General features: G+C 60.1%; 7 protein-coding genes and 1 tRNA gene. All 8 read left to right on the forward strand.

Annotated elements, in window-relative coordinates; all coding sequences use genetic code 11:
• Positions 1-236 precede the first annotated feature (236 nt).
• The 8 genes from dnaG (at position 237) to L6D74_RS00285 (ending at position 12,590) form a co-directional block, all read left to right on the forward strand.
• The gene (gene dnaG, locus L6D74_RS00250) at positions 237-2,204 is read left to right on the forward strand and encodes a DNA primase (protein WP_085612938.1); all 1,968 of its coding nucleotides are present in this window, start codon (positions 237-239) and stop codon (positions 2,202-2,204) included.
• A gap of 67 nt (positions 2,205-2,271) precedes the next feature.
• Positions 2,272-4,119: an RNA polymerase sigma factor RpoD gene (gene rpoD, locus L6D74_RS00255; protein ID WP_039768067.1), complete on the forward strand. Its 1,848-nt coding sequence runs from the start codon at positions 2,272-2,274 to the stop codon at positions 4,117-4,119.
• Between the two features lie 126 nt (positions 4,120-4,245).
• Positions 4,246-7,992: a bifunctional diguanylate cyclase/phosphodiesterase gene (locus L6D74_RS00260; RefSeq protein ID WP_236187434.1), complete on the forward strand. Its 3,747-nt coding sequence runs from the start codon at positions 4,246-4,248 to the stop codon at positions 7,990-7,992.
• A gap of 15 nt (positions 7,993-8,007) precedes the next feature.
• Positions 8,008-8,084 (forward strand) — tRNA-Ile (locus L6D74_RS00265).
• A 212-nt stretch (positions 8,085-8,296) separates the two neighbouring features.
• The gene (gene ptaA, locus L6D74_RS00270; protein WP_236187435.1) at positions 8,297-9,385 is read left to right on the forward strand and encodes a pyoverdine biosynthesis transaminase PtaA; all 1,089 of its coding nucleotides are present in this window, start codon (positions 8,297-8,299) and stop codon (positions 9,383-9,385) included.
• Between the two features lie 107 nt (positions 9,386-9,492).
• Positions 9,493-9,954 (forward strand): Lrp/AsnC family transcriptional regulator, encoded by a 462-nt coding sequence (locus L6D74_RS00275; RefSeq protein WP_064599860.1) that lies wholly within the window; start codon positions 9,493-9,495, stop codon positions 9,952-9,954.
• Positions 9,955-10,100: 146 nt separating this feature from the next.
• Positions 10,101-11,783: a flavin monoamine oxidase family protein gene (locus tag L6D74_RS00280; protein ID WP_064599862.1), complete on the forward strand. Its 1,683-nt coding sequence runs from the start codon at positions 10,101-10,103 to the stop codon at positions 11,781-11,783.
• A gap of 12 nt (positions 11,784-11,795) precedes the next feature.
• Positions 11,796-12,590: a carbon-nitrogen hydrolase family protein gene (locus tag L6D74_RS00285; protein ID WP_085646887.1), complete on the forward strand. Its 795-nt coding sequence runs from the start codon at positions 11,796-11,798 to the stop codon at positions 12,588-12,590.
• The last annotated feature ends 31 nt before the right edge of the window (positions 12,591-12,621 follow it).

Here is a 12,621-nt window from a genome sequence, read left to right on the forward strand (position 1 = left end):
TGCCCGCTTCATGAGCTATCCGAGGCCGATTACCAGCCGTCAGCGGATTCAGCGCAACATTTTCGAATAGTCGAAGACTGATGATTACTAACGTCAGTGGATTTTCGGCAGATACACTTCCCGACAGCGATTACGCAAACGACACCGGTCGAGCCGCCCCACGTGCGCGCATCACTCATTGACCCGCATCTGGCCGCCTTTCGCATCGGATCCATTACAGCGCAGACGAGAACGCCATGGCCGGGCTGATTCCCCAGAGCTTCATTGACGACCTTCTGAACCGCACCGACATCGTCGACGTGGTCAGCTCGCGCGTGCAATTGAAGAAGGCCGGCAAAAACTACACCGCCTGCTGCCCGTTCCATAAAGAGAAAACCCCGTCGTTCAGCGTCAGCCCCGACAAACAGTTCTATTACTGTTTCGGCTGCGGCGCCGGCGGCAACGCCCTCGGTTTTCTGATGGATCACGATAACCTGGACTTCCCCCAGGCCGTCGAAGACCTCGCCAAAGCCGCCGGCATGGAAGTCCCACGGGAAGAAGGCGGTCGCACGAACAAACCGCGCCAGCCGACCGACTCGCCACTTTATCCACTGCTCACCGCCGCCGCCGACTTTTATCGACAGGCGCTCAAGAGCCATCCGGCACGCAAGGCGGCAGTGGATTACCTCAAGGGGCGCGGCCTGACCGGCGAAATCGCCCGGGACTTCGGCCTCGGATTCGCCCCACCGGGTTGGGACAACCTGTTCAAACACTTGAGCAGCGACACCTTGCAGCAGAAAGCCATGATCGATGCCGGTCTGCTGATCGAAAACGCCGAAACCGGCAAACGCTACGACCGCTTTCGCGATCGCGTGATGTTCCCGATCCGCGACACCCGTGGACGGATCATCGCTTTCGGTGGACGAGTGCTCGGTGACGACAAGCCGAAATACCTGAACTCGCCGGAAACCCCCGTGTTCCATAAAGGCCAGGAGCTCTACGGCCTCTACGAAGCACGCAAGAACAATCGCAACCTCGACGAAATCATCGTCGTCGAGGGCTATATGGACGTCATCGCCCTGGCCCAGCAAGGCCTGCGCAATGCCGTCGCGACATTGGGCACCGCCACCAGCGAAGAACACCTCAAGCGCCTGTTTCGCGTCGTGCCGAACGTACTGTTTTGCTTTGACGGCGACCAGGCTGGCCGCAATGCCGCCTGGCGCGCACTGGAAGCCACACTGCCCTGCCTGCAGGACGGGCGCCGTGCACGCTTTCTGTTTCTGCCTGAAGGCGAAGACCCGGATACGTTGATTCGCGCCGAGGGCACTGACGCCTTCCGCGCCCGGATCAATCAGCACGCACAGCCGCTGGCGGACTACTTCTTCCAGCAACTGACCGAAGAAGCCGACCCGCGCTCGCTGGAGGGCAAGGCCCACATGGCCACGCTCGCAGCACCGCTGATCGACAAGGTCCCTGGCGCCAACCTGCGCATCCTGATGCGTCAGCGCTTGAGCGAGATCACCGGCCTGAGCAGTGAAAGCGTCAGCCAACTGGCCCAGAGCGCGCCGCAGGAAGCACCGCCGGCCTACGACCCGGGCATCGACTATGACGCCATGCCGGACTACAGCGACTACCATCAGCCGCAGGCACAGGACATGTATGTGCCGCAGCAGGAATGGACGCCGAAGAAACCCGGTGCCGGCGGCAAGAAATGGGACAAGAAACCGTGGGACAAGAATGGCAAGCGTGGCGGCGATCGCGACCAGCCCCGTGCCCCACGCGTGCCGGCCGCCGTCGAACCACCGACCCTGGCCGCCCTGAGAACCTTGCTGCATCACCCGCAACTGGCGGAGAAAGTCGAGGACGCCGGGCACTTCGCGGACGAGACCCAGACCAACGCACAACTGCTGGTGGCACTGCTCGAAGCCGTACAGAAGAATCCCAAGCTAAACTCATTTCAGTTGATCGCGCGATGGCACGGAACCGAACAGGGCCGCTTGCTAAAGGCGCTGGCGGAAAAGGAATGGCTGATTGACGGAGACAACCTTGAACAACAGTTTTTCGACACCATTACTAGCTTGTCAGCCCGCCAACGCGAGCGAAATCTGGAACAACTGCTCAGGAAAGCGCGTCAAAGCGAACTGAGCGCCGAAGAGAAAAATCAACTGCGCGACCTTTTAAGTCGCAATGTTTCCGCATCAAACCCGACCTCAACTGGCGCGTGAGGTCATAGCTCAGGTATAATCCTCGGCTTGTTTTTTGCCCGCCAAGACCTTCAGTGGATAGGGTGTTATGTCCGGAAAAGCGCAACAGCAGTCTCGTATTATTGAGTTGATCAAACTGGGTCGTGAGCAGAAGTATCTGACTTACGCCGAGGTCAACGACCACCTGCCCGAGGATATTTCAGATCCGGAGCAGGTGGAAGACATCATCCGCATGATTAACGACATGGGGATCCCCGTACACGAGAGTGCTCCGGATGCGGACGCCCTTATGCTGGCCGACGCCGATACCGACGAGGCCGCTGCGGAAGAAGCAGCCGCTGCGTTGGCGGCGGTGGAGACCGATATCGGTCGCACCACCGACCCGGTGCGCATGTACATGCGTGAAATGGGTACGGTCGAGCTTCTGACTCGTGAAGGCGAAATCGAAATCGCCAAACGCATCGAGGAAGGCATCCGTGAAGTGATGAGCGCCATCGCGCACTTCCCTGGCACGGTTGACCATATTCTCTCCGAGTACACTCGCGTCACTACCGAGGGCGGTCGCCTGTCCGACGTTCTGAGCGGTTACATCGACCCGGACGACGGCATTGCGCCGCCTGCCGCCGAAGTGCCGCCGCCGATCGACGCGAAAGCGGCGAAAGCCGAAGAATCCGACGACGATGACGACGCCGAAGCTTCCGATGACGAAGAAGAAGCCGAAAGCGGTCCGGATCCGGTCATTGCCGCACAGCGCTTCGGTGCTGTCGCCGATCAGATGGAAATCACCCGCAAGGCCCTGAAAAAGCACGGTCGTCACAACAAGGCGGCAATTGCCGAACTGTTGGCCCTGGCCGAGCTGTTCATGCCGATCAAACTGGTGCCGAAGCAATTCGAAGCCCTGGTCGAGCGCGTTCGCAGTGCCCTGGATCGCCTGCGTCAGCAAGAGCGCGCGATCATGCAACTCTGCGTACGTGATGCACGTATGCCTCGCGCCGACTTCCTGCGCCAGTTCCCGGGCAACGAAGTCGACGAAAGCTGGTCCGACGCCCTGGCCAAAGGCAAGAGCAAGTACGCCGAAGCCATTGCTCGCGTGCAACCGGACATCATCCGTTGCCAGCAGAAGCTGACCGCGCTGGAAACCGAGACCGGTTTGACCATCGCCGAGATCAAGGACATCAACCGTCGCATGTCGATCGGTGAGGCAAAAGCCCGCCGCGCGAAGAAAGAAATGGTTGAAGCAAACTTGCGTCTGGTGATCTCCATCGCCAAGAAGTACACCAACCGTGGCCTGCAATTCCTCGATCTGATCCAGGAAGGCAACATCGGTCTGATGAAAGCGGTGGACAAGTTCGAATACCGTCGTGGTTACAAGTTCTCGACTTATGCCACCTGGTGGATCCGTCAGGCGATCACTCGCTCGATCGCCGACCAGGCCCGCACCATCCGTATTCCGGTGCACATGATCGAGACGATCAACAAGCTCAACCGCATTTCCCGCCAGATGCTGCAGGAAATGGGTCGCGAACCGACTCCGGAAGAGCTGGGTGAACGCATGGAAATGCCTGAGGACAAGATCCGCAAGGTATTGAAGATCGCCAAAGAGCCGATCTCCATGGAAACCCCGATCGGTGATGACGAAGACTCCCATCTGGGCGACTTCATCGAAGACTCGACCATGCAGTCGCCAATCGATGTCGCCACTGTTGAGAGCCTGAAAGAAGCGACCCGCGAAGTGCTGTCCGGCCTTACTGCCCGTGAAGCCAAGGTACTGCGCATGCGTTTCGGTATCGACATGAACACCGACCATACGCTCGAAGAAGTCGGCAAACAGTTTGACGTGACCCGCGAGCGGATCCGTCAGATCGAAGCCAAGGCGCTGCGCAAGCTGCGCCACCCGACGCGAAGCGAGCATCTGCGCTCCTTCCTCGACGAGTGATACCAGAACCCCCGGCCCAGGCCGGGGGTTTTGTTTATATGGCAGATTAAATACTCAGCTCCGCCCTCCCCCGCGCACAGCCCGTCTACACTCGAAACATTCCCCCCGAGCCATAACGAGACCGTTATGCCCAGACTGGCGTCCGTGCTTTTTTTGCTGCCACTGATGATCTGGACCGCAACGGCTGACGCGCTGACTCTGAACGATGAAGAACGTAGCTGGCTGGCGGCTCACCCGGACCTGCGCCTGGGTGTCGATGCATCGTGGCCGCCCTTCGAGTTCCGCGACGACCAGAATCGCTATCAGGGCCTGGCGGCGGACTATATCGATGTGATTCGCCAACGCCTGGCGATCAAACTCACGCCCATTGAGCCGGTGAGCTGGACCGTAGTGCTCGAACAAGCGAAAAACAGCAAGATCGACCTGTTGCCGGGCATCATGTCCACCCCGGAACGCCAGAGCTACCTGTCGTTCACCCGCCCTTATCTTGACTTTCCGATCGTCATCCTCGCCCACGTCGGCGGCCCGCAACCGCGCAAGCTCGAGGAGCTTTACGGCTTGAAAATCGCCGTAGTGGAAAACTACGCGCCCCACGAACTGCTGCGCACCCATCATCCCGACCTGAACCTGGTGGCGATGCCCAATGTCAGCTCTGCGCTGCAGGCCCTGGCCACCGATGAAGTGGACGCCGTGGTCGGCGACCTGGCCTCCAGCGTCTGGAGCCTGCGCCAGCTCAAACTGGATGGTTTGTATGTCAGCGGCGAAACCCCTTATCGCTACCAACTGGCGATGGGCGTCCCTCGGGACAACAAAATGCTGGTGGGGATTCTGGACAAGGTGCTTGCCGATATGTCTCCGGAGGAAATCAGCAGCATTCAGGAACATTGGGTGGGCAACGTCCTCGATCACCGGACATTCTGGTCCGATCTGCTGGTTTACGGTGTACCGGGGCTCTCGCTTCTGGTCATCGTGCTGGCGGTGGTGATCCGCATCAACCGCCGCCTGAGTTCGGAAATCGCCCGGCGTATCGACCTCGAACAGGAACTGCGCAGTAGCGAATACCACTATCGCGGACTGGTGGAGAGTCTTTCGGCCATCGCCTGGGAAGCGCGGATCAGTGACTTCACCTACAGCTATGTTTCGCCCCACGCCGAAGATCTGCTCGGTTATCCGCTGTCTCACTGGCTGATTCCGGGCTTCTGGCGCAACATCATTCACCCGGCGGATCTGACCCGCGCCCAGAGCTTCTGCGATCACGAAGTCTTGGCTGGACGCGACCACAGCCTCGATTACCGGGTGATCACCGCTGACGGCCGCTGCCTGTGGGTGCGCGACATCGTCAGCCTGATCGAACACGGCCACGAACCGGTGATGCGCGGTCTGATGATCGACATCAGTGAAACCAAACGCACTGAAGAGGCGCTGCGCCTGTCGGAACAGAAGTTCGCGTCGGTATTCCAGCAATGCCCGGACATCCTGGTCATTGCACGGCTCTCCGACGGCTGCCTGCTGGAGGTCAACGAAGCCTTTGAGGAGCAGATCGGGCTCAAGGCCGAAGAAGTCATCGGCCAGACCGCCACCGAACTCAACATCTGGGGCATTCCCGGTGTTGGTCCCGGCCTGCTTCAGCGACTGCAGGCCGGCAGCATTCGCAACCTGGAGATGCCCTTTCGCCGCAACAATGGTCAGGTGTTCACCGGGCTGATTTCCGCAGAACCCTTCGAGCTCGATACCACACCGGCACTGGTCGTGGTGGTGCGCGACATCACCCAGCTCAAGGAAACCCAACAGCAACTGCAAACCTCCGAAGAAAAGTTCGCCAAGGCTTTCCACGCCTCGCCGGACGGTCTGCTGCTGTCGCGCCAGAGCGATGGCCTGCTGCTGGAGGTCAACGAAGGTTTCAGTCGCATCACCGGTTTCAACAGCGCCATGTCGGTGGATCGCTCGGCGCTGGACCTGGGCATCTGGGTCAACCTCAACGAACGCAAGCAAATGCTCGATCTGCTGCACCGCGACGGGTTCGTTCGCGACTTCAGCTGCCACATCCGCCGCAGCGACGGGCAGATCCGCCTTTGCGAAGTGTCCAGCCGTCCATTGCCGATCGGCGACGAAGACTGCATGCTGACCATCGCCCGGGACATCACCGAACGCCACTTGATGCAGGAAAAACTGCAGCAGGCTGCGACCGTGTTCGAGAGCACTGCCGAAGGCGTGCTGATCACCGACACCCAGCAACATATCAGTGCCGTGAACCGCGCCTTCACCGAAATCACCGGCTACAGCGAAAGCGAAGCACTGGGTCACACTCCGCGCCTGCTGGCCTCCGGCCTGCACGACAGCGCGTTTTACGCGGCGATGTGGCATCAATTGACCGACGAAGGTCACTGGCAGGGCGAGATCTCCAACCGGCGTAAAAATGGCGAGCTGTACCCGAGCTGGCTGACTATCAGCGCCGTGCGCAACCGCGACAAGTTCATCACCCACTTCGTCGCGGTGTTCGCCGATATCTCCAGCCTGAAGCACGCCCAGGCCAAACTCGACTACCAGGCCCATCACGACCCGCTCACAGGCCTGCCAAACCGCACGCTGTTCGAAAGCCGCCTGTTGATGGCACTCAACAGTCAGCAGGAAAACGGCGGCCAGGGCGCGGTGTTGTTCCTCGACCTCGACCGTTTCAAACACATCAACGACAGCCTCGGTCACCCGGTCGGCGATTTGCTGCTCAAGGGCATCGCCGTACGCCTCAAGGAGCAACTGCGAGACATCGACACCGTCGCGCGGCTGGGGGGCGACGAATTCATCATTCTGCTGCCCGGCCTGCAGCAACCCGGCGATGCCGACAACATCGCCACCAAACTTCTGAACTGCTTTGGCGCGCCGTTCCAGGCCGGCGAGCATGAGTTCTTCATCAGCGCCAGCATCGGCACCAGCCTTTACCCGCGCGACGGCTGCGATGTCGCGACCCTGATCAAGAACGCAGACGCGGCGATGTACCGCTCCAAGGCCAAGGGCCGCAACCGGGTCGAAAGCTACACCCGCGACCTCACCGCCCAGGCCAGCGAACGCGTAGCACTGGAACACGAACTTCGCCGGGCCATCGAGCGCGAGGAGTTGTACCTTTATTACCAGCCGAAAATCAGCCTCGACGATCACAATCTGGTCGGCGCCGAAGCCCTGATCCGCTGGCGCCACCCGAACTTCGGCGAAGTGCCGCCAGAGCATTTCATTCCGCTGGCAGAAGAGAACGGCATGATTCTGCAAATCGGCGACTGGGTGCTGGAAACCGCCTGCCGGCAAATGTTCGAGTGGGGCCAGATCTATGAATCCCTCGGCCCGCTGTCGGTGAACCTCGCCGGCGCACAACTGCGCCAACCGAACCTGCTGGGACGCATCGAGCAACTGCTCAAGGACAACCGCCTGCAACCGGAATTACTGCAACTGGAAATTACCGAAAACTTCATCATGAGCCAGGCTGAAGAGGCGCTGGCAGTGCTGCACCAGCTCAAACACCTTGGCGTGCAACTGGCCATCGACGACTTCGGCACCGGTTATTCCTCGCTGAGTTACCTCAAACGCCTGCCACTGGACATCCTCAAGATCGACCAGTCTTTCGTGCGCGGCCTGCCCGATGACCCGCACGACGCGGCGATTGTCCGCGCCATCATCGCCCTGGGCCGCAGCATGCAATTCACCGTGATCGCCGAAGGCGTGGAAACCCAGGCCCAACAACAGTTCCTCGCCACCGAAGGCTGCGAACAGATCCAGGGCTACATCGTCAGCCTGCCGCTGCCACCAGAAGAGTTCGCCGCGACGTTTCTTCGTATAGCCGTATCAGATTTTTCGGATAGCACAGCCGAGAAACCGTCGCTATAATCCGCGGCCTACTGAGGGCCTATAGCTCAGTTGGTTAGAGCAGAGGACTCATAATCCTTTGGTCCACGGTTCAAGTCCGTGTGGGCCCACCAAACATGAAAAAGCCGCGCATTCGCGCGGCTTTTTCGTTTCTGCCATTCCGGCCCGGGGGCAGTCGTTCCATCTCCCTCAAAACATGCGACTTCCGAAAGCGTGAACAAGGCTTGCCTCGTGCCTGTTTAAATCGACAACTAACCATTTCGTTACACTTTTGTCCTGGCACCCAAAGCCGAGGCACATCTGATGATTCGAAAAAGGAATTTTTATGGTTGATGTCACTCGCCGCTCGCTCATGGGAATCGCCGCAGCACTCCCCCTGCTCGCGCAGTCATCCTGGGGACAGGCGCAACGTCAGGATGTACCGGCACCGGTACCCGGCGATGAGGTACTGATCAATTTCAACGAGAGCCCCTGGGGACCGGCACTCACCGCCCGACAGGCGATGCAGGAAGGCATTGCACTGTGCGGGCGTTATCCCTACAAGATCCAGTACCGACTCAACGCTCTATTTGCCCGCCAACAAGGCATACCGGAGGAGTATGTTCAGACCTTCTGCGGCTCCAAAATGGCCTTGCAGCATGCGGTTCACGCCTTCACTCGACGGGGCAGTCTGGTCGTCGCGTCGCCCTCTTATGAAGACCCTGTCGAGGCGGCGCGTGGCAGCCAGGTCGCGGTCCACGAAATAGCGCTGAATCCTGATCACGCCCATGATCTGCCACGCATGCTGGCAGCCGATCCGCAGGCGGGGCTGATCTACGTCTGCAATCCGAATAATCCGACCGGTACGGTGACGCCCCACGCAGATATCCTGCTCGCGCTGGCGAACAAGCCAAAGGGAACGATTCTGTTGGTGGACGAGGCCTATATCGACTTCTCGAATGCGCCAACCTGCATCCCGTTGGTCAAGGACCATCCCGAACTGATGGTGCTGCGAACCTTCTCGAAAATCTATGGCATGGCGGGCGCTCGCCTGGGTATCGCGATAGCCAACCCGGCCCTGCTGGAGCAACTGGAGGTGTTCGGCAACTATAACGTGCCGGCGGCTCCGTCGCTTTTGGGCGGCATAGCCAGTCTCGAGGACACGCAGTTGCTGCCACAACGCAAGCACACCAACACGAAGCTGCGTGACGAGACGATCAGCTGGCTGGCCGCTCGTGGTTTTCGCTGCACGGTGTCGCAGGCCAACTGCTTCATGGTCGACGTGAAACGTCCTGCCACGGAAGTGGTGCAGGCGTTGGCCGATCGCCGGGTAAAGGTCGGCCGCGTATGGAAAGAGTGGCCGACCTGGATTCGGGTCAGCGTTGGCACGGAAGACGACATGCGACGGTTTCGCGAGGCATTTGCCAGCGTCTGATATCAAGACAGTCCCTATGGAAAACCGCGCGAGTGTCGCCCACAAGCTTACCGCCGGCCGAGCCTGTAACATGCGCAGCCAAAGATCCGCGCCCATGGAGACGCCCCTTGTCCGACATCCGCCCACCCGTGCTCGATGAAATCGACCGCCAGCTGATCGCTGCCCTGCAAATCAACGCCCGTGAAAGCGTGGCGATGCTGGCCCGGCAATTGGGGATCGCCCGCACCACCGTGACTTCACGATTGGCGCGACTGGAAAAGGCCAAGGTCATCACCGGGTATGGTGTGCGTCTGGGACAGCGCGTGGTGGACGGTGGCTTGCAGGCCTACGTCGGGATCAAGGTGCAGCCACGCTCCGGCAAAGAGGTGCTGCGCCGGTTGAGCGCGATGGCCCAGGTGCAGCAATTGTGCGCGGTGAGTGGTGAATTTGATTACGTAGCCTGGCTGCGGACCGATTCACCGGAACAACTCGATCAGCTTCTGGATCAGATCGGCAGCGTAGACGGCGTGGAGAAGACCACGACGTCGATCATCCTCAGCAGCAAGATTGATCGCGGGCATCCAGTTTGATCACTACTTTCGTCATATTGCAGCACTAACGCTCAAAACGACGACACATTGCGTCTTATTAACGTGTTCTACGCTCCCTAGAATGGCTGGCATCTTTTCCTATACTCAGACGCGCATCCAGCGTCGGGTCGCCAGCAAGGTCAGCCATGAACAAGAACAATCGCCATCCTGCAGACGGTAAGAAACCCGTCACCATTTTTGGCCCGGACTTTCCTTTCGCCTTCGACGACTGGATCGAACACCCGGCCGGTTTGGGCAGCATTCCCGAGCATAACCACGGGGCCGAAGTGGCCATCGTCGGTGCCGGCATCGCCGGTCTGGTGGCGGCTTATGAGCTGATGAAACTCGGCTTGAAACCCGTCGTGTATGAGGCCTCGAAGCTTGGCGGTCGTCTGCGTTCGCAAGCGTTCAACGGTACCGACGGCATCGTCGCCGAGCTCGGCGGCATGCGCTTCCCGGTGTCCTCCACCGCGTTCTATCACTACGTCGACAAACTCGGCCTCGAGACCAAGCCCTTCCCCAACCCGCTGACGCCGGCCTCCGGCAGCACCGTGATCGACCTGGAAGGCAAAACCCATTACGCACAGAGCCTGAAGGATCTTCCTGCGCTGTTCCAGGAAGTGGCTGACGCTTGGGCCGATGCTCTGGAGGCCGGCTCACAGTTCGCCGATATCCAGCAGGCGATCCGCGACCGTGATGTGCCACGCCTCAAGGAACTGTGGAACACCCTCGTACCGCTGTGGGACGACCGCACGTTCTACGATTTCGTTGCCACATCGAAAGCCTTCGCCAAACTGTCGTTCCATCACCGTGAAGTGTTCGGTCAGGTCGGTTTCGGTACCGGCGGCTGGGACTCGGACTTCCCCAACTCGATGCTGGAAATCTTCCGTGTGGTGATGACCAACTGCGACGATCACCAGCATCTGGTGGTCGGCGGTGTGGAACAAGTGCCGCAAGGCATCTGGCGTCATGCGCCGGAACGCTGCGTACACTGGCCGCAAGGCACCAGCCTGAAATCGCTGCACCACGGCGCCCCGCGCTCCGGGGTGAAGAAAATCGCCCACGCGCCTGACGGACGCTTCGCAGTCACCGACAACAACGGCGACACCCGCGAATACGCGGCCGTACTGACCACCTGCCAGAGCTGGCTGCTGACCACCCAGATCGAATGCGATGAAAGCCTGTTCTCGCAAAAGATGTGGATGGCACTGGACCGCACGCGCTACATGCAATCGTCGAAGACCTTCGTGATGGTCGACCGCCCGTTCTGGAAGGACAAGGACCCGGAAACCGGCCGCGACCTGATGAGCATGACCCTCACTGATCGCCTGACCCGTGGCACTTACCTGTTCGACAACGGCGACGACAAGCCGGGCGTGATCTGCCTGTCGTACTCGTGGATGAGCGATGCGCTCAAGATGCTCCCGCACCCGGTGGAAAAACGCGTGAAACTGGCGCTGGATGCGCTGAAGAAGATCTACCCGAAGGTCGACATCGCCGCGCGGATCATCGGCGATCCGATCACCGTGTCCTGGGAAGCCGACCCGCACTTCCTCGGCGCGTTCAAGGGCGCCCTGCCCGGTCACTATCGCTACAACCAGCGCATGTACGCGCACTTCATGCAGGACGACATGCCGCCGGAGCAGCGCGGGATTTTCATCGCCGGTGACGACGTGTCGTGGACGCCGGCCTGGGTTGAAGGCGCGGTGCAAACGTCGCTCAACGCGGTGTGGGGAATCATGAAGCACTTCGGCGGGTCCACACATAAAGAGAACCCCGGCCCGGGCGATGTGTTCAAAGACATCGGCCCGATCGCCCTGCCCGAGTAAGAGGAATCCCCGATGCGTGTAGCCCTTTACCAATGTCCACCGCTGCCACTGGAACCCGCCGCCAACCTTCAGCGCCTGCATCAACTGGCGATGGAGGCCAAAGGCGCCGATCTGCTGGTGGTGCCGGAGATGTTCTTGACCGGCTACAACATCGGCAAGGAGGCAGTCGCGACATTGGCCGAGGTCTACAACGGTGAGTGGGCGCAGCAAGTCGGACGGATCGCCAAGGCTGCCGGCCTGGCGATTCTTTACGGTTACCCTGAGCGCACCGCCGAAGGACAGATCTACAACGCCGTGCAGTTGATCGACTCAAACGGCGAGCGCCTGTGCAATTACCGCAAGACGCATCTGTTCGGCGATCTGGATCGTTCGATGTTCAGCGCCGGCGATGGCGAGTTTCCCATCGTCGAGCTCAACGGCTGGAAGCTCGGGTTCCTGATCTGCTACGACCTGGAGTTCCCGGAAAACGCCCGGCGCCTGGCCCTTGAAGGTGCCGAACTGATTCTGGTGCCGACAGCGAACATGATTCCTTTCGATTTCATTGCCGACGTCTCCGTGCGCTCCCGGGCTTTCGAAAACCAGTGCTACGTGGCGTACGCCAACTACTGCGGCCACGAGGGCGACATCCATTACTGCGGGCAAAGCAGCATCGCCGCGCCGGATGGCAGCCGCATTGCTCAGGCCGGACTGGACGAAGCCTTGATCGTCGGCGAGCTGGATCGCCAGTTGATGGTCGACTCGCGCAGCGCCAACCGTTACTTCAACGACCGCCGTCCCGAACTTTACGACGCGCTCAACAAGCGCTAATCCGCTAGCATTGGCACTTCACTGTTCTGGA

This window comes from Pseudomonas pharyngis, assembly GCF_021602345.1.
In the GTDB taxonomy this organism is placed as follows: domain Bacteria; phylum Pseudomonadota; class Gammaproteobacteria; order Pseudomonadales; family Pseudomonadaceae; genus Aquipseudomonas; species Aquipseudomonas pharyngis.